Annotated in this window: 20 protein-coding genes and 1 rRNA gene; 12 read left to right on the plus strand and 9 right to left on the minus strand. The window is 60.0% G+C overall.

From position 1 onward, the window contains the following. Positions 1-2: 2 nt before the first annotated feature. Both rrf and ltrA read left to right on the plus strand, forming a co-directional pair. Positions 3-119 (plus strand): 5S ribosomal RNA (gene rrf / locus ACFSR7_RS30660). Positions 120-691: 572 nt separating this feature from the next. After that, positions 692-1,873 (plus strand): group II intron reverse transcriptase/maturase, encoded by a 1,182-nt coding sequence (gene ltrA / locus ACFSR7_RS30665; protein ID WP_378168228.1) that lies wholly within the window; start codon positions 692-694, stop codon positions 1,871-1,873. 869 nt (positions 1,874-2,742) lie between these two features. Here ltrA and ACFSR7_RS30670 read toward each other — a convergent pair. Beyond that, positions 2,743-2,901: a hypothetical protein gene (locus ACFSR7_RS30670; protein ID WP_378168229.1), complete on the minus strand. Its 159-nt coding sequence runs from the start codon at positions 2,899-2,901 to the stop codon at positions 2,743-2,745. Between the two features lie 156 nt (positions 2,902-3,057). On the opposite strand from ACFSR7_RS30670, the gene ACFSR7_RS30675 reads away from it, so the two are divergent. Then, entirely contained in the window at positions 3,058-4,182 is a 1,125-nt protein-coding gene (locus ACFSR7_RS30675; RefSeq protein WP_378168231.1) for an SGNH/GDSL hydrolase family protein, read from the plus strand. Positions 4,183-4,226: 44 nt separating this feature from the next. Here the strand turns inward: ACFSR7_RS30675 and fabV are convergent, their stop codons facing one another. Continuing rightward, positions 4,227-5,417, minus strand: coding sequence for an enoyl-ACP reductase FabV (gene fabV / locus ACFSR7_RS30680; RefSeq protein WP_378168233.1), 1,191 nt, complete (start codon positions 5,415-5,417; stop codon positions 4,227-4,229). A gap of 226 nt (positions 5,418-5,643) precedes the next feature. On the opposite strand from fabV, the gene ACFSR7_RS30685 reads away from it, so the two are divergent. The 4 genes from ACFSR7_RS30685 to ACFSR7_RS30700 are packed head-to-tail and all read left to right on the plus strand — an operon-like array spanning position 5,644 to position 9,067. Then, positions 5,644-6,534: an ABC transporter ATP-binding protein gene (locus tag ACFSR7_RS30685; protein ID WP_378168235.1), complete on the plus strand. Its 891-nt coding sequence runs from the start codon at positions 5,644-5,646 to the stop codon at positions 6,532-6,534. A 37-nt stretch (positions 6,535-6,571) separates the two neighbouring features. Beyond that, positions 6,572-7,324 (plus strand): ABC transporter permease, encoded by a 753-nt coding sequence (locus tag ACFSR7_RS30690; protein WP_378168237.1) that lies wholly within the window; start codon positions 6,572-6,574, stop codon positions 7,322-7,324. Between the two features lies 1 nt (position 7,325). Continuing rightward, positions 7,326-8,468, plus strand: a complete 1,143-nt coding sequence (locus ACFSR7_RS30695) for a sensor histidine kinase (RefSeq protein WP_378168239.1) — start codon at positions 7,326-7,328, stop codon at positions 8,466-8,468. Continuing rightward, positions 8,465-9,067: a response regulator transcription factor gene (locus ACFSR7_RS30700; protein ID WP_378168241.1), complete on the plus strand. Its 603-nt coding sequence runs from the start codon at positions 8,465-8,467 to the stop codon at positions 9,065-9,067. Before ACFSR7_RS30695 ends, ACFSR7_RS30700 begins: the two co-directional genes overlap by 4 nt. An 87-nt stretch (positions 9,068-9,154) precedes the next feature. Here ACFSR7_RS30700 and ACFSR7_RS30705 read toward each other — a convergent pair whose 3' ends face one another. Beyond that, complete coding sequence (locus ACFSR7_RS30705; protein WP_286672224.1) at positions 9,155-9,250, minus strand: sporulation protein YjcZ; 96 nt, start codon at positions 9,248-9,250, stop codon at positions 9,155-9,157. Positions 9,251-9,347: 97 nt separating this feature from the next. After that, positions 9,348-9,530, minus strand: coding sequence for a hypothetical protein (locus ACFSR7_RS30710; protein ID WP_378168243.1), 183 nt, complete (start codon positions 9,528-9,530; stop codon positions 9,348-9,350). Between the two features lie 127 nt (positions 9,531-9,657). Here ACFSR7_RS30710 and ACFSR7_RS30715 point away from each other — a divergent pair, with 127 nt between their 5' ends. Continuing rightward, positions 9,658-10,935 carry a M48 family metallopeptidase gene (locus ACFSR7_RS30715; protein WP_378168245.1) on the plus strand — a complete coding sequence of 426 codons (1,278 nt, stop codon included), beginning with the start codon at positions 9,658-9,660 and terminating at the stop codon, positions 10,933-10,935. Further along, positions 10,932-11,936 carry a hypothetical protein gene (locus ACFSR7_RS30720; RefSeq protein ID WP_378168247.1) on the plus strand — a complete coding sequence of 335 codons (1,005 nt, stop codon included), beginning with the start codon at positions 10,932-10,934 and terminating at the stop codon, positions 11,934-11,936. The genes ACFSR7_RS30715 and ACFSR7_RS30720 overlap by 4 nt, the downstream gene beginning before the upstream one ends. On the opposite strand, the gene ACFSR7_RS30725 is transcribed toward ACFSR7_RS30720, so the two are convergent. Then, entirely contained in the window at positions 11,933-12,961 is a 1,029-nt protein-coding gene (locus ACFSR7_RS30725) for an MsnO8 family LLM class oxidoreductase (protein ID WP_378168249.1), read from the minus strand. The two genes, ACFSR7_RS30720 and ACFSR7_RS30725, sit on opposite strands and share 4 nt — an antisense overlap. Before the next feature lie 141 nt (positions 12,962-13,102). Here ACFSR7_RS30725 and ACFSR7_RS30730 point away from each other — a divergent pair, with 141 nt between their 5' ends. After that, a complete protein-coding gene (locus ACFSR7_RS30730) occupies positions 13,103-15,481 on the plus strand; it encodes a glycoside hydrolase family 95 protein (RefSeq protein ID WP_378168251.1) in 2,379 nt (792 codons plus the stop codon). A gap of 21 nt (positions 15,482-15,502) precedes the next feature. Next, positions 15,503-16,798, plus strand: a complete 1,296-nt coding sequence (locus ACFSR7_RS30735) for a MalY/PatB family protein (protein ID WP_378168253.1) — start codon at positions 15,503-15,505, stop codon at positions 16,796-16,798. Here ACFSR7_RS30735 and ACFSR7_RS30740 read toward each other — a convergent pair. The 4 genes from ACFSR7_RS30740 to ACFSR7_RS30755 all read right to left on the minus strand — a co-directional run bounded on the left by ACFSR7_RS30740 (position 16,795) and on the right by ACFSR7_RS30755 (position 20,651). Then, positions 16,795-17,613, minus strand: coding sequence for a helix-turn-helix domain-containing protein (locus ACFSR7_RS30740; protein WP_378168255.1), 819 nt, complete (start codon positions 17,611-17,613; stop codon positions 16,795-16,797). The two genes, ACFSR7_RS30735 and ACFSR7_RS30740, sit on opposite strands and share 4 nt — an antisense overlap. A gap of 155 nt (positions 17,614-17,768) precedes the next feature. After that, complete coding sequence (locus tag ACFSR7_RS30745) at positions 17,769-18,635, minus strand: 1,4-dihydroxy-6-naphtoate synthase (protein WP_378168257.1); 867 nt, start codon at positions 18,633-18,635, stop codon at positions 17,769-17,771. Further along, positions 18,632-19,336: a futalosine hydrolase gene (locus tag ACFSR7_RS30750; RefSeq protein ID WP_378168259.1), complete on the minus strand. Its 705-nt coding sequence runs from the start codon at positions 19,334-19,336 to the stop codon at positions 18,632-18,634. The genes ACFSR7_RS30745 and ACFSR7_RS30750 overlap by 4 nt, the downstream gene beginning before the upstream one ends. Positions 19,337-19,913: 577 nt before the next feature. Beyond that, a complete protein-coding gene (locus tag ACFSR7_RS30755) occupies positions 19,914-20,651 on the minus strand; it encodes a ThuA domain-containing protein (protein WP_378168261.1) in 738 nt (245 codons plus the stop codon). A 156-nt stretch (positions 20,652-20,807) separates the two neighbouring features. Between ACFSR7_RS30755 and ACFSR7_RS30760 the strand changes: the two genes are divergently transcribed. Next, positions 20,808-21,707 (plus strand): helix-turn-helix domain-containing protein, encoded by a 900-nt coding sequence (locus tag ACFSR7_RS30760; RefSeq protein WP_378168263.1) that lies wholly within the window; start codon positions 20,808-20,810, stop codon positions 21,705-21,707. Positions 21,708-21,980 lie beyond the last annotated feature (273 nt).

Genomic DNA, 21,980 nt, shown 5'->3' on the forward strand with positions numbered 1-21,980 from the left:
GGTCTGGTGGTAATGGCGGAGGGGTCCCACGCGTACCCATCTCGAACACGACCGTTAAGCCCTCCAGCGCCAATGGTACTTGGACCGCAGGGTCCTGGGAGAGTAGGACGTCGCCAGGCTAAGAGCAGCAAGAGAGAACCACCTTCTTCGGAAGGTGGTTTTTTTGTGCATGTCGCGCGCCTAGCCAAGCTAGGCACAACTAGCCGGTGAAAGTCCGGTCGAGGTAAGAGCCAAGTCGCCTCGTAGCTGACGGGCAACTGGTGGAGAGATCCTAAGGTTGAAGCCCCGTGACAAAGTAACTCTGCGGAGTGCGAGCAAATCGACAGGCCGTAACATGAAGTGAATCCTGCCGCATCGTCAAAAAAGACCCGAAAGGGACAAGAGAGAGCCGAGCCCCGGACATGTGGGCGAAGGTCATGGAACGCGTGAAGCCCTTGGAAGCGCAGCGCGGAAGAACTCTCCGGTGTATGGGGAACGGCATGCCGAGAAAGTTGTGTCTGGAACTAGGGAGACCCTCCCCCGCACGATATTTTTTTTTCGTAAGGAGCAAACCTATAAGCCCGAAAGGTGAAGTGGCGAGCTGCGGGAAGGGAGTCGGAGGGGGCAGTAATACCGATGAAGTGAGGACAACAAAACCTCACGGAGGGAAGAGCCCCTGCTTTGTTCATGTACTTGGAGGAGGTAAGAGTCAGTGAATGCAGCTAAACCTGCTAACGACACCAAAGTAAACGCTCAACAACTCCAACAAGCACTAAGCCTTGCAGCCAAGGAAAATCCGCGGCGGCGATTTCATGCGTTATACGACAAGGTGCACCGCAGCGACATCCTATGGGAAGCGTGGAAGAGGGTCAAAGGAAACGGCGGAAGCGGTGGGGTGGATGGAATGACCATTGACCACATCGTGGAAGTCATCGGCGAAGAACGATTCGTGGACGAAATCCAGACGACGCTCAGGGACGGAGAATATCGCCCACTACCGGCAAGACGCAAGGAAATACCGAAAGCGGACGGCAAGATGCGACCGCTGGGCATTCCGGCGATCCGGGACAGAGTCGTGCAAATGGCGACGAAAATCGTGGTGGAGCCGATCTTCGAAGCTGACTTCAAAGACTGCTCGTACGGATTCAGACCCAAGCGCAGCCAGCACGGTGCGATCCGGCATATCCGTCGAGCGATGAAGAAAGGCGTCTACTGGGTGGTCGACATCGATATTCGCGGCTACTTTGACAACATTGCCCATGACAAACTGATGCAACTGGTGGAGCAGCGGATCAGTGACCGAAGGGTGCTGAAGCTGATCCGACAGTGGCTGAAAGCAGGATTCGTGAAAGATGATCAGCTTCACGAAACCGACTTGGGAAGTCCACAGGGCGGCGTCATCTCACCCTTGCTTTCGAATCTGTATCTGAACTACCTGGATACCATCTGGGAGAAGAAGTTCGCAGAGACGGGAACGATGGTGAGATTCGCCGATGATCTTGTGATCTTGAGCAGAACCAAGGAACAAGCGCTAAGAGCGATTGACGTGCTCAAGGCGGTATTCGGAAAGCTGGAAGTCGAGATGAACAGGGAAAAGTCGAAGCTCATCAACCTGTGGGACGATAAGCAGGGGTTCGATTTTCTGGGGATGCATCACCGGAAAATACCGAAGAAGCTGAAAGGGAACAAAACGGTGTCTATCCTCCGCATTTACCCGTCAAAGAAAGCGATGCAGAGCATGAGGCAGAAGGTGAAGGAAGCGACCGAGCCGAGAAATCGCCTGTACTGGACGATGAACCAGATGGTGGCGGAACTAAACCACAAGATACAGGGGTGGAAGAACTACTACGCGCTTGATTCCTTTGCCGACCCATTCCTGAACAAAATCGACTGATACATCCGAAAACGCCTCATGCTGTTCTGGAACAAGAAGGGCAACCGTCGTAAGAAACACAGCAAGTCCAGGGAAGCCGCCATGGCGGCACAGTCAGCAGGACTAAAGAAACTCGCCAGCTAAAGAAAGTACCGTAACGCTGAAGGACGAAGAACATCGGAAAGCCGGATGAGGGAAAACCTCAAGTCCGGTTTGATGCAGGGGGTGCTGGAAAGTAAAAGGAGGGCTTGCGCCCTCCGATGAAATTTCAGTTCTCTACTCTACAGAACATACAGTTGGACGGCGATGGTAGGAGCAGGTATGCGCGTATTCGGCATGCTGGGACTCTTCGATGGTTTGGCGGATCGAAATAACTGCAATTGTACAGGTTTTTTCTTCTGACCAACGACACGGGATAAAAAAGATGCAAATGTGCAGGTAAATGCAAAGCTCAAGCCGGAAATGGGGCTGGAGAAGTAAAATAAATGTACATTTGTATCTTTTCAACCTAGAAGGGCCGACACGGCGAAAATAGATGTATATATGCAGGCGAGGCATTGCGGCGAAAGAGCGACGCGGACGACGATACGGGCACAGGGGAGCCGTGGATTACGAGTCAGTGCGAGGAAAGACGGACACAGATGTCGCTATTTGGTGAAATTCAGGCCACTTTCGAAGTTTGCGGACTGGTGGGACGCTATTTCGCCGGATGAGGGTCAGAACGACTGAAAATCCCGCCGATAACGGATTCTGTGTCCGACAGCGGAACGAGACTATCGATATGAGCAAAAATAACGCATCCAGGGTCCGCGTACTGCGCTGCATCTAAGTACGATGAACAAACGAAAAGGCCGCCGGCACATGCCGGCGGCTTCTTCTAAGTAGAGTGGTTATAATGCGCTTCTGCGGCCACGGGACAGCAGGACGAGACCGATAATCAGGACGATCAGGCCGATGCCGCCGAAAGACCAGACGAATTCGACAGCTGCTTTGGCCAACCAAAGTACGATGGCTACGATAACCGCTAGGATTCCGAGTACGAGTACCATTGTGATGACCTCCATATCGTAAGGGGATATCTTCTATTACCCAATTTGGAGAGATTGAACAAGGACGAGATAAAAATTTGCAATAATAAAGGTTGCCAATAGTCGCCATGCTGTTAAAATAACGTCGAACAGCAAAATAAGAAGGGGAGCGATCGAGTGGGAACGGGGGCAGCGAGCAAGCCGGAAATCGTCCGTATGCGCGGACCATTAACGAACACAAAGCGCAAGCTGGCGGAAGGCGGACTAACGGTCGGATATATTGGCGGATCAATCACGGACGAAAGGGCCGGTCACAATTGGCCGGAGCCGGTCACGCGCTGGCTGGTCGCGAATTATCCACAGGTCCGCGTCGCCGTGGAGAATGCGGGCATCGGCGCGACGGGAAGCGATCTGGCTTCTTTCCGTGCCAAGCGAGATCTTAACGATCGGGGCTGCGATCTCGTTTTCGTGGAATTCGCGGTGAACGACAATGGCGTAGCAACAGAGCGTCGGCAAAAAACGCGCGAAGGCTTGCTAAGGCAGCTGCTTGCGAGCGGAACGACCGATGTGGTGCTGGTCTATACATACTGCCAGGACATGTATGGACCGATGTCGGAGGGGCATATGCCGCCTAGCATCGAGGAATTTGAGGTGCTGGCGGAGCATTATGGCCTCAGCTCCGTGTGGATGGGCATGCACGCGTTCCAAGAAGTGAAGGCGGGTCTCATGCGTTGGGAGGAATGGCTCCCGGATGGCCTTCATCCGACGGAACGGGGCAGCTACAGCTACGGCCGAAGCGTCATCGGATATTTGCAAACGGCACTTGCAAGCGTGGACGAGCAGGCAGAACGAGCGGACGCGGGAGCGGCAGCAAGCTTGCCCAAGCCGCTGGACCCCGGGCATTGGCAAGAGGTTTCGTTCGTACCGTTCGAGGAGGTACGGACGGAAGGGCCTTGGACCGTCCGGCGTTGGGTGACGCTGGAATGGATCGATCGTGCGCTGTCGACATCGGCGGTCGGAGCCAAGCTCGCTTTTTCTTTTGAAGGAAGAGGACTTGCCCTGGCATTCGACTTCGGCAAAAATTCCGCCGAGTGCCGGTACCGGATCGACGGCGGGGAATGGAAGGAAACGTCCAGGGAGCGCCCTGTTTGGTGCGGGCCCACCGGATGGCTTAAGCTGGAGACGATAACCGACGACTTGCCGGCAGGAAGACACGAGGTCGAACTTGAAGTCATTCACGGCAACAAGCCGGACTGCGCCGGCACGCGCTTCGATCTCGCCTTTATCGGCATTATCTCTTAAAACGCATAAAAAGAGGGAGCCCAACGAGGGGCTCCCTTTGTCGTCTAACGCAGATTCGCGATAGCTACGTCAGGTTCGGCTTCCGCCTCGTAATCGACGGCTCCTGTCTCGAATCCGAACAGCTGGAAAAACTCCTTGCGGTAGCCTTCGAGGTCCGACAGCTCGTACACGTTTTCCGTGGAGAGCGACGCCCACAGCTGCTCGACTTCGGCTTGAATCTCCGGGCGCATCTCCCAATCGTCGATGCGGATGCGGCCCTTTTCGTCCAAAGCGTTCTCGCCCCCGCCGTACAGACGCTCGGAGAAGAGCCTGTACATTTGCTCGATGCAGCCTTCGTGAATTTCTTTTTCCTTCATGACCTTGTACAACACGGAAATATAGAGCGGAACGACCGGAATAGCGGAGCTCGATTGCGTGACCAGCGCCTTGTTCACCGATACGAAAGCGCGACCGCCGCTTACGGACAGCCGATCGTTAAGGCGAAGTCCCGTCGCCTCCAGGTGCTCCTTGGCGCGCCCGATCGTACCCTCGCGGTACACGGCATGCGTGATCTCCGGCCCGATGTACGTATAGGCGACGGTCGTCGCATCATCGGTCAGGACGCCTGCTTCGAGAAGCGCGTCGATCCACATCTCCCAGTCTTCGCCGCCCATGACGGCGACCGTCTGGCGAACCTCGTCCTCAGTGGCGGGTTCGATCGAGGCGAGCGATACTTCGCCCGTGTGGAAGTTGACCGTCTTGTTCGTGTAGGTGCCGCCCAGCGGCTTGATGACGGAGGAGAAGGTCTCGCCCGTCTTCGGATGCGTCCGCCGAGGAGAAGCGACGCTGTAGACGACGAGGTCGACTTGTCCGAGCTCTTCGCGGATCGTGGCGATCGTCTTGTCCTTGATCTCGTCCGAGAAGGCGTCGCCGACGATGCTGAACGACTTGAGCCCGGCTTCGGAAGCCGCCTCTTCGAAGGCGGCCGAGTTGTACCAGCCGGCCGAGGCTGTGCGGGCACCTTCGGCGGCTTTGTCAAAGTAGACGCCGATCGTATTCGCGCCAGCGCCGAAGGCCGCGACGATGCGGGAGGCGAGACCGTAGCCCGTAGATGCGCCGATGACGAGCGCATTGCGCGGACCTTTGACGGCAGGCTTGCCTTTCACATATTCCACTTGACGCTGAACCTGGATAGCGCAGCCGTCCGGATGCGCGGTCGTGCAGATAAAGCCGCGAGTTTTCGGTTGGATGATCATGGGTTCGCATTTTCCTTTGCCATATAGAGTTTGAGGACCGGTCAAGCTGGCCTGACTTCCCTATTGTACCTAATTCAAGCATGGGATGGGAAGGTATGCGGGCATCGTCGGCCATACGATTTTCATATGACAGTTGTCATACCAGGAAGATTACGCTTGTGAGTGCATCAACATTTCTCCAAACGATACAATGTTTTTAGCGGTTAGACGAATGGAGGAAGATGTGATGGACGCTGTCATCGAACTCGAACAGGTCAGCAAAGTATATAAAGGCAAACGCGCGGTTGACGGATTGTCGCTTCGCGTGTCCAAGGGCAGCGTGCTCGCGCTGCTCGGGCCCAATGGCGCCGGCAAGACGACGACGGTGTCGATGATCCTCGGTCTGCTGCAGCCGACGGAAGGGAAGGTCAAGCTGCTCGGCAGCGATCCTCGCGAGGCGGGCGTGCGGAAAAGAATCGGGGCGATGCTGCAGGAAGTGAGCGTCATCGACAACTTGAAAGTATCCGAAACGATCGAGTTATTCCGCAGCTACTACGACAAGCCGCTGCCGCTCTCCGATCTGCTGCGGATCTCTGCGCTCGAATCGGAAAAAGGGAAGATGGCCTCCTCGCTCTCCGGCGGCCAGCAGCGCCGCCTCGGATTCGCGCTCGCGCTTGCCGGCGATCCGGAAGTGCTGTTCCTCGACGAGCCGACCGTCGGCATGGACGTCACCTCGCGCCAGCTGTTCTGGGACACGGTGCGGAAGATGGCGGACCGGGGCAAGACGATCGTGCTGACGACGCATTACCTGGAGGAAGCGGACAGCATCGCGGACCGGATCGTCGTCGTGAGCGACGGCCGCATCGTCGCGGACGGCTCCCCGAGCGAGATCAAAGCCCGTACGACGGGCCGTATCATCTCGTTCACGACCGGAGAGCGGACAAGCGATGCGGAGCTACGCGCCATTCCCGGCGTAACGGAGCTCAGCCGCAGCGGCAGGCGCGTGAAGCTGATGAGCGAGGATACGGACAGGCTGATCGCCGATCTGATCGCCAGGCAAACGGACATGCGCGATATCGAGATCGGCAGCGGCGGCTTGGAGGAAGCGTTCCAGGCGCTCGTGCGCAAGGCGGACTAACCCAACCACATATTAAAGGATCGAAGGAGCTGTTCTTATGAGTCTGACGGCGCGCGCGACATGGGCGCAATGCAAATCGGAAATGCTGCGTACGGCGAGAAACAAGCGGTTCGTCATTTTCTCCGTCTTCATGCCCATCGCCTTCTTCTTCATTTTCACCGGTACGATGAATGCGGACGCAACGATCGACGGCACGGATTGGATTCCGTATTACCTCATGTCCATGACCGCCTACGGTGTCATCGGGGCGAGTCTCACCTCGTTCGCGCCCCGCATCGCCAAGGAGCGAGCGCAAGGATGGATTCGCCTGCTGCGGATTACGCCGCTTCCCTCGGGCTCCTACGTGCTGTCCAAAATCGTGGCCCAGGCGCTGATTAACCTGGTCATTATCGTGCTCGTGTTCGCGGTCGCGGGCATATCCAAGGGCATCGATCTGTCTGTGACGGTCTGGATCGAGAGTGGGCTGTGGATCTGGCTGGGCGGATTCGCCTTCATGGCGCTCGCCACGCTCGTCGGTTCGATGCGCAACGCGGATGCCGTTCAAGTACTAAGCATGATCCTGTACCTGGGCATGTCCGTCATGGGCGGATTGTGGATGCCGACGAGCACGTTCCCGCAGATCATGCAGGATATCGCGAAGTGGCTTCCGACCTACCGGGTCGGACAGGGCGCGTGGAGCCTGGTAGGAGGCGGACATCCAGCCTGGGCCGGCTTCGGAATATTGGCTGCTTACGCTTTCGTTTTCGTGATATTATCTTCCTATATCATGAAAAAGCAGGAAGCGGTGTAGCATGAAGCAAAAAAGCGGGCAGGCTCGCAACGGGCCGCCCCTTTATTTTTCCCTCATATGGCTCGTCTATCTGGTATTTCCGCTTGAAACGATTCTGAGCATGCCTGCCCGGCAGATGTTGCTGAGCCTGCTGTTGCTGGGTTTGTTCGTCAGCACCTACTTGTACAGCTTCAAGGCCCCCCGTCTCCGGTTTACGGCCGCCCTGCTTCTGCTGGCAATGGTCGGTGCCTTCTGCTGGCTGTACGGGGAAAACTTCGTGTTCCTGACCTTTTATCCGTCGCCGCTCATCGGCGTGCTGAACGTCAGGTGGAAGAGATTCGCAGGTATGGGCGCGATGCTGGCGCTGCTCGCGGCGGTTGCGGCGTACTTCGGCTTGTACGAAAACGAGACGGATATTTTTCAATATTTGCCGGCGATGCTGATCATGATGACGGTACCGTTCGGCATGCAGCTGACCAAGCGTTCGAACGAGCTTAAAAACAAGCTGTCCCTGGCCAACGACGAGATCGCCCGCCTCTCCAAAAGCGAGGAGCGTCAGCGCATCTCGCGCGATCTCCACGATACGCTCGGGCACACGTTGTCCCTCATTACGCTAAAGAGCGAGCTGGCCGAACGGCTGATCGCCAAAAATCCGGAGCGAGCCGCGATTGAGATCCGGGATGTGCAAAATACGAGCCGGGCTGCGTTAAAGCAGCTTCGCGAGCTCGTATCGGGCATGAACGCGGCTACGACGCGGGAGGAGACCGCGCATGCGTCGCAACTGCTGCAGGCTGCGGGCATCCCTCTAGAGGCACGAGGCGAGGAACATCTGGCGGGGTTGCCGCCGCTCGTCGACAACATCATGGCGATGTGCCTGCGGGAGGCGGTGACGAATGCGGTCAAACACAGCGCGGCCTCTTCGTGCCGGATCGAATGGGCCAAGCATGATGCGGGCATCGTGATGACGGTGAGCGACGACGGTCGCGGCTGTGCGGCTGTGCAAGGGAACGAGGCTGCGGAAGGCTCCGGCCTGCGCGGCATGCGGGAGCGGCTGCGCCTGATCGAAGGAGAGCTCGAATGGCGTTCTGAATCTGGAGCGGGTACGCAACTGATCATTAAGCTGCCGCTTGTGGAAAAAACGGGAGAGGAGGCGACGGGCGCATGAGAGTCATCGTTGCGGAGGACCAAGGCATGCTGCGAGGCGCGCTCAGCGCGTTGCTCGATCTTGAGGATGATATCGAAGTCGTCGGTCAGGCGGCGGACGGGGAGCAGGCGCTTCAGATGATCGAATCGCTTGATCCCGACATTTGCGTGATGGATATCGAAATGCCGAAGCTGACAGGGCTCGACGTCGCGGAGCGTCTAAAGGACGCGAAGCATAGCTGCAAGGTCGTCATTCTGACGACATTTTCGCGTTCGGGCTACTTTCAGCGCGCCATGCGGGCCGGCGTCAAAGGGTTCCTGCTAAAGGACTCGCCGATCGACGAGCTTGGCGCCGCGATGCGCTCGGTCCATGGCGGCGGGCGCGCCGTCAGTCCCGAGCTGGCGATGCAGCTGTGGGAAGCGGAAAATCCGCTCACCGAACGGGAGCGGGAAGTGCTGAAACTGGCCGGTGCGGGGCTGGGCGCGGGCGAGATCGCGTCGAGACTGTTCCTGTCGCACGGTACGGTACGCAATTATTTGTCTGAGGCGATCCAGAAGCTGGACGCCAAAAACCGAATCGACGCGACGTTGATCGCGGAGCGCAACGGATGGCTGGGCTAGGCGGCCGGACCATATGGCGGAAAACGTAAACGGCCTTGAGGGAGCGAAATGACGCTCCTTCAAGGCCGTTTTCATTTACCGTATTGATTAATAGAAGCCGACCCGCAGAATGATGACGAGCAATACGAACATAACAAGCGCGAACGCTGCGCCGCTGCCTCCGCCTTCAACCGGATACCCCATCGCTATCACCACCGTGTCCGAGGTAAATTGCTCATTGCTCAGACAGTGTATGTGGATCGTGGAGATCGGCTTATGCTATAGCCTATATAAACGGATTTCATGCTTGAGGCGGCCGCTTCTTTCTGGTTGCTTGCACGCGCCGCCAGCCGAGGACGGCTAACGCGATGCCGGCGATGACGAGGACGGCACCGACGTACGGATTCAGGAAAATGAGGTCGGCGACGCCGAAAATGACGATTAAAACGCCGAAAATGACGAATTGAAGCGGATGTGTCTGCATGCGGCTGAACCTCCGGGTGTGTGGCCAGTATTAGACGATGATACGATCATAGGGCGATCGGGCGTTTTTTGCAATTGTTGCAGCCAGCTTTTATGATGAAGAAAAACGACCGGCAAGGAGAGTCGACATGTCCACCGTCTCGCGGCTTCGAAGGTACGGTTTGTGGTTGGCCTGCTGCGCGGCGATCGTGCTGCTGTACGTATGGTACACGTCGCCCAACGCGGTACCGGATGCATACAAAGGAACGGCTGCAGACCCGTCTCTATTTTATTCGGCGGCTCAGCTTCGCGAGAGCGCAACACTGAATGCGATCCGCAGCGGCATTTTTTTCTTCAGTTGGCCCTGGCAATGGGCGATCTATCTGTTTCTGTTGACCGGGGGCTGGTCGCGCGCCTGGAAGGAACGGATCGACGGGAGCAGACTGCCTTCGTTCCTTCGCCTGCCTCTTTACGTGCTGCTCGTATATGCGGCGTCTGCCTTGCTTTATTTGCCGCTTAAGATCGCGAGTTATTCGGTGTCCCGCAGCTACGGCATCTCCACGCAACCGGCAGGGGGCTGGCTGGAGGACCGCGGGCTCGACTTCGTTATCGGTTATATCACGGTGCTGGCCGTATATGCCGCAGCCAGATGGGTCATGTCGCGCGGCGAACGATGGTGGCTCCGGTTGTGGCTCATTTCGGTGCCGTTCACGCTGTTCATGATGTACGTCGAGCCCGTCGTCATCGACCCGCTCTACGACAAGTTCGAGGAATTGTCCGATCCGTCGCTTGAGTCCGCGATTTTGGATTTGGCGGCGAAGGCCGATATCCCGGCGGACCGGGTGTACGAGGTGCGCATGTCCGGCAAGACGAATGCGATCAACGCCTACGTATCCGGCATCGGAAGCTCGCTTCGCATCGTGCTGTGGGACACGGCGCTCACCAAGCTGGAGCAACCCGAGATTATGCAAATTATGGCGCACGAGATGGGCCACTACGTCAAGCATCACCTGGAATGGAGCGCGGTCGGCGCGATCGGCAGCTCCTTCGCGCTGCTCTGGGTCGGCGGCGGAATTTACAAGATCGTCGTACGGACGCGAGGCAGGGATTGGGGCATCTTCCGCATATCGGACATGAACGCGCTGCCGCTCATTTTATTGCTGCTGTCCGTGTTGAACTTCGTGTCGCTGCCCGTCTCCAACGCCATATCCAGAAAAGCCGAGGCGGCCGCGGACAGATACGCGCTCGAGCTGCTCGGCACGGCCGACGGCGCCGTTACGATGCATCAAAAGCTGGCGGTCGCAGCGCTAAGCGACGTGAATCCGCCGCTGCTCGTGAAGTGGTTGCGGTCGACCCATCCGAGCGATATGGAACGGATCGTGCAGGCAGAGCGCTATGCCGAAGCGCACGGGGAGAAAACGCCATGACAGCCTCGCCGGAAAAGGAAACGGCGCCGGCGGTAGAGCGCTATGGGCGTACAGGCGCGGCTGCGTTGCTGCGCCTGTACTTGCTGAACGGCGTACGAAGCGCGCCCCATTTTCTCGACCCTTTGAAGGATACGCTGGGCGAGCGCCTGGCCGAGCTGGGGTTCGACGTGCGCGGGAGCGTCATCTTTCCTTATGACGATTGGCACAGGCGGCTGCTGCCGCAAATTCGGGAAGCGCGCTTCGACATCATGCTGCCCCATCGCAGATACGAGCGATCCATCGGGGGGAAAAGAGCGCTCGCCGTGCTGGAGCGCGACCGGGCTGATGAGGGGGCGCGTTCGTCGCGGCATGAGGAAGATAGAAGCCGTACGGCTGCAGTGCCGACAGACGATGGGGGAGAAAAGCGGGCGGTTAACGCACGGGCGGCGCATGAGGAAGACAGGATGCGATCGGCAGGAACCCCGGCGAAGGAAGCGAAGCTCCTTGTCCACCCTAAGGAGATTGCTTTGTTCGTCGGTCATAGTGCGGGCGGTGTGGCAGCCGTTCATGCATCGGGGCTCCTGCTCGCGCGCGAAGGCGGGCTGCCGAGCCCCGTCGTCATGATCGGGTCGCCGAAGTGCAGAATTCCCGGGCCGCTGCGCGATGCCGTGCTCTACGTGCAAGCAGAGGGGCCGCAGAAGGCGCGAGGCGCGGCGCTCGGCTCGCGTGCAGCGGCACCGTCGCGCCCGGAAGCGCGCAGCGCAAGCCGAACGGCGGACCCGATCTGCCGGATCGGGTCCTTCGGGGGCTGGGGCAAAAACGCGGATCGGCTGCTGCCTGGCTGGCATGGCGACCGCCATGCGCCCGGCGCTCGCGCCGCCGTAAGGATCGCCGGCGGGCATGCGGATTATTTTCGCGATCGCGCGCCGTATATCTCGGGCGACGGCAGGACGAACATGGACGAGACGCTCGCGGCCGTCTGGCCTTGGCTGACGGAGCGGCTGGCCGAGCGAATGCGCTAGTCGCCGCAGGCTTGCATAATAAGCTCGTACGAGCGCACCCGGTCGGCGAAGTCGTGCGCGTACGACACGATCATGAGCTCGTCCGCCCCGAACGTCTCGCGCAGCTCCGAAAGGCCGTCGCGAACCCGCGCGGGTCCGCCGACGATCATGGCATGCTCCAAACCTGATCCGTCCGGTCCTGCCGAATCGGAAAGGCCGAGCAGGCGGGCCGCTTCGTCCGGACCGGGAATGCCGGCTTCGCCGCGGCCCTGACCGGCCAGCAAGCGCCAGGCCCTTATTCCGCGGGCGATCTCCTCGGCCCGCTCCTGCGTTTCGGCACACACGGCCGACACGGCCAGGACGACGCAGGGGCGTTCGCCGCGCGACCGGTCGAAGCCCGCGCGATATTCGGCAATCGCTTCCTCCGCATTTTCACGGTTCATAAAATAGCCGTAAGCATAGCCCGTCCCGTACGCAGCCGCCAGTCCCGCGCTCTTGACGCTCGTGCCGAGCACCCAGGGCGCGGGACCCGTGCTTGAGGCGTCGGGCGCTCTGGCCGACGCCGTCGCCGCGTCAATCGAATCTCCTTGCTCCGGCGCGCGCGTTCCGGGCACTTTGTCGTTCAGATAACGGACGAGCGCGGCAAAATCGTCGGGCATCCGCAGCGCGCGCTCCAGATAGTTGTCCGACAGCGCCATGGAAATTTCGGCGGGACCGCCGGGAGACCGGGCGACGCCGAGATCGATCCGCCCTGGGAACAAGGCAGCGAGGAGCCGGAACGTCTCCGCAACCTTGTACGGCTTGTAGTACGGCAAAAGGATCGCGCCGGCGCCAAGCCGGATGCGCGAGGTCATGGCGCCAATCATGCCCAGCATGACCTCGGGCGTCGAGCAGGCGAGTCCGCCGAGCCCGTGATGCTCTGCCAGCCAGTATCGCGAATAGCCTAAGCGCTCGCCTGCCTGGGCGAGCAATGCCGACGAACGGAGCGCATCGCCGGGACGCTGGCCGGCAACGACGGGCGCCTGGTCCAATATGCTTAGCTTCATGTACAACCCCTCCGATCTATCCTCCCAGTATACCGCAGCGCCTTCAAAAAGGCGTTCACATTCCCGATCCCTTCTGATAGCATGGAGGTATTCGTCTGGCGGACGGCCGGAACAGCTTGCAATCGAAAAGAGGGAAGACGGATGTCTCGCATAAATAATGAAGGTTCGCGGACGTTATGGTACGATCGGCCCGCATTGGATTGGAACGAAGCGATGCCGATCGGCAACGGACGCATCGGCGCAATGGTGTTCGGGGATGCCCGGCGAGAGCGGATGATGCTGAACGAGGACACGCTATGGTCGGGAGAGCCGACAGATACGAACAATCACGGCGCGCTGCCGCATCTGGCGCGCAGCCGGGAGCTGATCGCCGAAGGAAAGTACTGGGAAGCCCAGCAACTGGTCGAAGCGAATATGCTCGGCGCGGATACGGAAGCCTATCAGCCGCTAGGCAATCTGCTGATCGACGTGGAAGCGCTCCTCCCCGAGGCGCCCGCCAAGTATGTCCGGCAATTGGATCTGTCGCGCGCCGTGCACGTCGTATCGTATGAAGAAGATGGCGTCTCCTTTACGCGGGAAGCATTCGTCTCGGCCGCCGAGCAGGTGCTGGTCGTGAAGCTGACGGCGAGCAGGCCAGGCGCGCTTAGCTTCACGGCTTCGCTCGAGAGTCCGCATCCTGCGGAAGTATTCCCTTTGGAGGCGGGCGGCGCAGTTCTTAGCGGTCGTGCGCCTGTTTCCATCGATCCGGCGGTATGCTATGCGCCGGGACGCGGCACCGCGTTTGCCGCGGCCATTCGCGCGGCGGACACGGACGGCCTGTCGGAGACGACGGAAGACGGCCGGCTGCGCGTATCCGGCGCTTCGCGGGCGACGCTGCTGCTGTCGGCGGCTACCAGCTTCGCGGGTTACGACCGGGATCCCTCTACGGGTCCGGGCCCTGTCGCACGTTGTATACAGGAACTGGCGGATGCCTCTCTATTGAATGGCGATTCGCTGATTGAGCGGCATGCGGATTCGTATCGCGCTTATTTCGACCGGACGGATCTCCGGCTAAGCGTCGCGGGGGAAGACGAGCAAGCGGCGCTGCCGACGGACGAGCGTCTGAGGCTTGCAGGACAAGGCGCCGTGGATAAGGGATTGGCAGAGCTATACTTTCACTTTGCCAAGTATTTGCTGATCTCAAGTTCGCGTCCCGGCACGCAGGCAGCCAATCTTCAGGGCATCTGGAACCATCATCTGACGCCGCCGTGGCGGAGCAATTATACGATCAATATCAATACGCAAATGAACTATTGGCCGGCCGAAGCGCTGGGTCTGCACGAGCTGGCGGAGCCGTTGTACGACCTGATCGGCGAGCTTAGCGTCAAAGGCAGGGAAACCGCGCGAATCCACTATGGGGCGCGGGGCTGGACCTCGCATCACAACACGGACATCTGGCGCAGGGCGAACCCGGTGACGGGATCGGCCAGTTGGGCGTTTTGGCCAATGAGCGCCGGGTGGCTGTGCAGGCATCTGTGGGAACGGTATTTGTACGGGGGAGACAGGACCGAGCTGGCCGAGCGGTTTTATCCAGTCATGAAGGAGGCGGCGCGCTTTGCGCTCGACTGGCTCGTGCCGGACGGCTCGGGACGGCTCGTCTCCTCGCCCGCCTCGACGCCAGAAAACCTGTTCCTAGACGAACAGGGGCGCAAATGCGCGCTCTCCGCGGGCACGACGATGGATCACTCGATTCTTTCCGAGCTGTTGCAAAGCGTGTTGGATGCGAGCGTCGAGCTCGGCCAGGACGAAGCCTGGCGGCCGGAGCTGCAGGACGCGCTCGACCGGATCGAGCCGTATCGGATCGGTACCAAAGGTCAACTGCTGGAATGGTCGGAGGAATTCGAGGAGGAGTCGCCCGGCCACCGGCACTTCTCCCATCTGTACGGCATGTACCCGGCCGAGCAGATCGACCTCGTTCGCACGCCGGAGCTGGCGGCGGCGGTCCGTCGCAGCCTCGAGCTCCGGCTTGCGGCCGGCAGCGGGCATACCGGCTGGAGCTGCGCTTGGCTCGTGAACTTGTGGGCGAGGCTGGGCAACGGCGACGAAGCGCATCGCTACGTCACGCAGCTGCTCGCGAAGTCGACGTATCCGAACCTGTTGGACGCGCATCCGCCTTTTCAGATCGACGGCAACTTCGGCGGGGCGGCGGGCATCGCGGAGATGCTGCTGCAGAGCCATGCGGGCGAGCTCCGGATTATACCCGCGCTGCCTGCGGCTTGGCCGAACGGCAGCGTGCGCGGATTGCGCGCGCGGGGCGGCTATCGCGTCGATATCGATTGGCGGGACGGCGAATGGAGCGAGGTCCGTCTGGCGGCCGAGCGGGACGGATACTGCGCGGTAAGGCTGGCAGGGTACGAGGCGGTCGCGCTCGCAGACGGAAACGGACGAGCCGTGCCGTTCGAGACGGAGGGAGGCCGCTTGATTTTCCTTGCGGTCGCAGGACAAACATTCAAGCTAAACAACGCGCCCCGCGGCCGGTAAGATAGACAGGAGGGCTTTAACATGAACCGATTTGACAAAAAGGTGGAGCTTCGGCTCCCGGACTCCTTAAAATGGTCGGGCGCGGATCGCCTGTTCAAAGGGGAAGATCTGCTGCCGCTATGGGTTGCGGACATGGACTTCGAGGCGCCGACTCCCGTGCTTGCGGCAATCCGCCGCCGGGTCGACGCGGGGCTGTTCACTTATACCGAGCTGCCGTCATCGCTGTTCGAGGCGGTGGCCGGCTGGCTGGATCGCAGGTTCAAGTGGGCCGTCGGACCGGGCGACCTGTTGTTCGCGACGGGCGTCGTCACGCTGCTCAAGGCAGCCGTGCTTGCTTTTACGCAGCCGGGGGACAGCGTCGTCATTCAGCCGCCGGTTTACGGGCCTTTCGGCGATGCGGTGACCGGCCAGGGCCGGGAGCTCGTGCTGAATCCGCTGAAGATCATTCATGGAAGGTACACGATGGATTTTGAAGACCTTGAGGCCAAGCTTCGGCTTACGGGCGCGAAGCTGCTGCTGCTGTGCAGTCCGCACAATCCGGCCGGACGCGTGTGGGAGGAAGCCGAGTTGAACAGGCTTGCGGAGCTCTGCCGCGACTATGGCGTAACCGTTGCTTCCGACGAGATTCACGCGGATCTGATCCTGACCGGCGCCCATATCCCGATCGCGTCGCTGCCGGGCATGGCCGAGCGTACCGTTGCCTTTATCGCGCCGAGCAAGACGTTTAATCTTGCAGGGCTGCATACGTCGTTCGCCGTGGCGACCGACGAAACGTTAAGAAAAGGGCTCGATCAGGCGCTCGGATACCGGAGTCCGAATCCATTGTCGATTGCGGCCGCGGAGGCGGCTTACCGAGAAGGGGAAGAATGGCTGGAGGCATGCCTTTCGTACTTGCGCGGAAATGCTTCGTTTGCGTCCGGCTATCTGGACGAGCGGCTGCCCGAGGCGGTCGTCTATGTGCCGGAAGCGACCTATTTGTTGTGGGTCGACCTGCGTGCGTACGGCCTAAGCCAGACCGAGCTCGGACGCCTCCTGGTAGAAGAAGCGCGAGTGGCCGTGAGCGGCGGCAGCGCGTTCGTGAGCGAGGGAGAAGGACGCGTCCGCATCAATCTGGCCACCCGGCGCGAGATTTTGGAGGAAGGGCTGGGACGGATCGCCCGAGCGCTCGGCAGCTTGCAGCATACCGGCGAAGCCAAGAATGATGCAGTTGAATCAAATCAAGCGGAATCAGATCAAGCGGAATCAGATCAAGCGGAATCAGATCAAGAGGTATCAGGTCAAGATGAAGCGGGTCAAGCAGAAGCAGGCGAAGGCTAGAGCTCTTCGCCGTTCCAGCTGGCTCTGCGGATTTCCGACGGGGTGCGTCCCGTCAGTTGCTTTAGCGTCCGCGAGAAATGATGGGGCGTCTTGAACCCGCACTGCCGCGCGATCTCGGCGGCAGGCAGCCCCGTATGCTCGAGCAGCTCCACGGCCCGTTCTGTCCGGTACCGCCACACATAGTGGATCGGCGTCTCCTGCTCGTATTTGTTGAAAAGGCGCACCAGATGCTCGGGCGTGACGCCGGCCTCCCAGGCCAGATCGCCCAGCTTGATCTCGCCGCCATAGTGCGATCTGATCCAGGCCAAAGCCCGCTCCACGGCCGGCGACGCATTCGAAGCGTCTCCTCCGTCGGAAGCCGAGCCGTCCAGGTCAGGCTGAAGCCGGAGCACGGCGGCGCCTAGGCTGCGCATGATCGCGCCGTCGCTCGGCAGCTCGTTCTGAACGGTGAGGATGAGCTCGACAAGCTTGTTCATCTCCGGCGATACGGGCCACACGCCCGGAGGCTCTCCGGCATCGTCGCCGGGGAGCGACCGCTTGTCGATCTGAACGGCGACCCAATTGTGCCGCGTGACGTCGCTGCCCGTTATATCGAAGGACTCTACATGTCCCGGTTTCAACAAAATGGCTTGTCCGGCTTTGACCTGCTGAGGCGCCCCGTCGATCGTGACGCGCATCTCGCCCGCATCCAGCAACAAAAGCTCAAAATCGCGCTGTCTGCGCGGTCCGAACCTGCCCCCCGACGCATAAGTGGCCGACCCGGCAACCGCCGATTTGACCGCCTCGAAGGGAACTTGCGACCTGCTTGACGCCACTCGCATAACCTCCAGTCGCTGCGACACGCAGCCTTCATTGCTGTTTAGTACATACACGCCAGACGGCCGTATGAATCGCCGCCGCGCACAAAAAAACGGCCGCGCCGTCCGATTGGACGAGCGCGGCCGTTTTGGCGCGGGCAAGCTTGCGGTGCTTAGCGGGCGTTCAGGCCGCTCCGCAGACGCAGCGAAGCGACGCGCGCCTCGGGCACGAGCCCTTCCGCGGCGGCGCGGCCGAGGAGTGCGTCGACGGCGGCGAAGCCGTCCGCGCCCAGGTCGCGGGTGAAGCCGTTCACGTACAGGTCGATATGCGACTTGGCGACCTCGGGAGACAGCTCCTGCGCGTGCGACATGACATATTCGCGCGACGCTTCCGGATTCGCCCAGGCATAGTCGACGGAAGCGCGAATCCAGCCCGCTACCGCCTCGAGGTCGAGCGAGCGCTTCGCGACGATGGCGCCGAGCGGAATCGGCAGGCCGGTATCCTGCTCCCACCAGCTGCCCAGGTCCTGCAGCATGGAGAGGCCGTATTGCTTGTAGGTGAAGCGGGCTTCGTGGATGACGAGGCCGGCGTCGATCTCGCCGCGCTGCACGGCAGGCATGATCTGATGGAAAGGCATGACGATGATCCGTCCGACGCCGCCCGGGACGTTCTGCGACGCCCACAGCCGGAACAGCAGGTAGGCGGTCGAGCGTTCGCTCGGCACGGCTACCGTCTTGCCCGACAGGAGGGCGGGATCGAATTGCTCGTCCGACGGCGAGCCTGCGGTGAGCACGAGCGGCCCGCAGCCGCGGCCGAGCGCGCCGCCGCAAGGCAGAAGGGCGTAGTCAGGGTGCGTCCACGGCAGGGCCGCATAAGAGATCTTCATGACTTCGGGGCCGTCCGTGCCCTCGGAGAGACCGTTGGTGATATCGATATCGGCATACGTTACGTCGAGGCGCGGTGCGCCCGGAATCAGGCCTGCAGACCACGCGTGGAACACGAACGTATCGTTAGGGCAAGGGGAATATGCGATTTTCATGCAAGATCAACCTCCTTCAAAATAGCAAATGCGACGGACAGAGCCGCCAGCGCGTCTCCGATCCGCCATGCGTCGCGATCCCGCGGGCCGACCGCATTGGAGATCGCGCGCAATTCGATAAACGGCTTGTCCGCGTAAGAGGCGGCGATCGCCACGCCGTAGCCTTCCATGCCCTCGGCCACGGCGCCGGGCACGCGAGCTTCGCGCGTGGCGGCCGTAGCAGCCGTGCCCGTTGCCGTCGACGCGGTCACGATCGGACCGATAGCGGCGATCAGCCCGGCCTTGGTCAACGCCTGCAGCAGCGCTTCGGCGAGCGAGGCATCCGCTGCAAGGCCGGACGTGCCGAAGCCGAGCTCGTCCACGCTGGCATAGCCTTCCGCCGTCTCGACGCCGAGATCGGCGGCGACCGAGGCGGTGCCGATCGCGAGCGTCCCCACGGGAGCCCGCTCAGGGTAGCCGCCCGCGATGCCGGCGCTGACGACAAGCGTCCAGTTCTCGCCGCCTGCGAGCGCGGCGGCCGTGCGGGCGGCCGCGCTCGCAGGTCCGACGCCGCACAGCCGCACCTCGAAGCGGCCGTCGCCGTCCAATCCGCGGAGCACCGCGTCCCGTTCCGCTTCTACGGCGGTCATCACAAGGACGCGGGCTTCGGAGGGAGATCCCGTTTTCCCCGGATTTCCCGTCAATTCCGTCATTCTTTTCATCTCCATTTCGTCCCATATCGCGCATGTCCCGTCACGGAGGCATCGTTCTATTCTACCGCAGTTGCCCGCGGCAGTGAAGAGACGCCGGTGGCAAGTCCTCCAATGAATAAAATAGCTGCCCTTATGGTCCTTTAGGTTTGACGGATATCCGAAACCGGCGTCGCGCGGAAAGCCTATCGATGGCTCATTCGACAGCCGTTCCAAGAAGACCCCGTGTCGACGCCGGCGTCTTTTTTTCGCCGCAATGCCTGCAAATATACATCTTTTTATGCCGCTTTCGCCCCGTTTCAACAGGATAGATGCAAAAGCGCAGTTATTTTAAGCCATCAGCCGAATTTTCGGCTTGCGCTTTGCATTTACCTGCACATTTGCAGGTATTTTCATCAGGTGGCGCGAGTCGGTAGCGAATGCCTGTACAAATGCAGGTATTCGGCCTGCCACACACCGCCACGCATTCATAAAGCGCCGTTACGCCGAAATTGCGCCTACCTTTTCGCAAATTTCCGCCCCAATATAGGTTTAAAAAAAGACAGCCCGGCCGGCGCGAACCGGCGGGACTGTCTTTTAAACGCATGGATCAGGATTTGGGCTTGATCGCTTCGAGCGGCTTGTGATTGCCGTATTTCGGGTATTCGCGCGTCGAAGGCGCGGCCCACTTGGCGGCATTGCTCAGCACGCGGCGTACCTGCTCGTTGTAGTAAGTCGGATACGTCTCGTGACCGGGGCGGAAGTAAAAGATTTTGCCTTGGCCGCGATGGAACGTACAGCCGCTGCGGAATACTTCGCCGCCTTCGAACCAGCTCACCATGACCAACTCGTCAGGCGCCGGGATGTCGAAGTGCTCGCCGTACATTTCCTCGGCCTCGATGTCGATGTATTCGCCGATGCCCTCCGCGATCGGGTGATTGGGCGCCACGACCCAGATGCGTTCCTTCTCGTCGGCTTCGCGCCATTTGAGATCGCAGGACGTGCCCATCAGCTTCTTGAAGATCTTGGAGAAGTGGCCCGAGTGCAGCACGATAAGTCCCATGCCGCGCAGCACGCGGCCCTGCACGCGCTCGACGATCTCGTCCTTGACGTCGCCGTGCGCCATATGTCCCCACCAGAACAGGACGTCGGTCTCGCTGAGCAGCTGCTCGGACAGGCCGTGCTCCTCGTCGTCGTCGAGCGTTGCGTAGCGAACCTCGAACTCGTCCGTGCCGAGTCCTTGCCCGATCGCGGCGTGAATGCCCTCCGGATATACTTCGCGCACCTTTTCGCTCGTTTTTTCGTGGCGGTTCTCGTTCCATACCGTGACTCTAATACGCTGTGCCATTTAAATGCAGCCTCCCGATCCTCGTATACTTGTATATGCTTTCTTGTTCTCAGTATAGACAATCGGAGCTTGCCGGAATATGTCTGATCTTAATTCATTTATATTCAAAAGTGTTATACTGCTTGATGAAGCTACTAAAGAGGTGAACGATCCGAAATGCCGAACGCTATCGATACGCACGCGGACGCGGTCAACGAAAAAGTCGTGTACCAGAATCCGCTGCTGTTCCTCAAGGTGTGGGAGCTCCACGGCGTGGAGCGGATTCGCCAAGCCACGGACGCCTGGCATTGGCATTATCATAAAGAAGTAGAGTTTCTGGCGATCATCGAGGGCGGTCTTGAGGTGCAGACGATGTCGTCGCTGACGATGCTCGGGCCGGGGGACGTCATGGTGATCGGTTCCTCCCGGCCGCACAGGACGTGGAGCGCGGCTGGCAAGCCTGTCAGATACATCGTTTTCCAGGTGGATCTCGTGCGGCACTTCGATCAGAGCATTCTGCCCTACCTTCATCACTTCTCGGAGCTGACCGGTCCGCTCGAGGATTTGAACTACATATTTGAAGCAAGCCCTTCCGCGCGGAACGAGGCTCATGCGCTGATCGCCGACATTTACGAGGAGACGTACAGGGGGCGTACGGGCTACGAGATCGCGGTCAGCGCGTCGATCAAGCGTCTGCTCCTGCTGATGCTCAGAGGCGACGACCGCGGCGTGCTGCGGGGGACGGAAGAGGCGGGCATCCTGCGGATGCGGCCGGTGCTCGACTACGTGGAGAGCCGCCTGGGGGAGAAGATCGCGGTGGACGACGTACGTCGCCTGCTCGGCATGAGCTACCATCATTTCATCAAGACGTTCAAGCGCACGATGGGCATTCCGTTCGTCGACTACGTGAATTTTAACCGAATCAAAAAGGCGGAGCGCCTGCTGCTTACGACCGACCTTAGCATCATGGAGGTGAGCTTCGAGGTGGGCATCTGGAATATGGCGCAGTTCTACAAATTGTTCAAGCGGCACAACCAGCATTCGCCCAAAGAGTTCAGACAGCGCATGCGCAATTGACGGCGAAAAATTCGAAAACAATCCCTTGACAAATCGGACAAGAAGTCCCCCTATATGTAGTATGGACGGGCCGGCGGCAGCAATTGTCTGCCCGCCGTTTTTTTACGAATCGATCTCAATCGACCGCAACCCTTGCGGGACGCGGGTTTTGCGAATTCCTGCCTGCATCTTATAAATTTTAGGCCGCTCCATGGATTGACAGGCACAATATATTGATATAAATTTATAAATGTCCTCAACATATCGGTTTGAAGTCCGCGGGCGTTGGTTAAT

The organism is Cohnella sp. GCM10020058 (genome assembly GCF_042683485.1).
In the GTDB taxonomy this organism is placed as follows: domain Bacteria; phylum Bacillota; class Bacilli; order Paenibacillales; family Paenibacillaceae; genus Cohnella.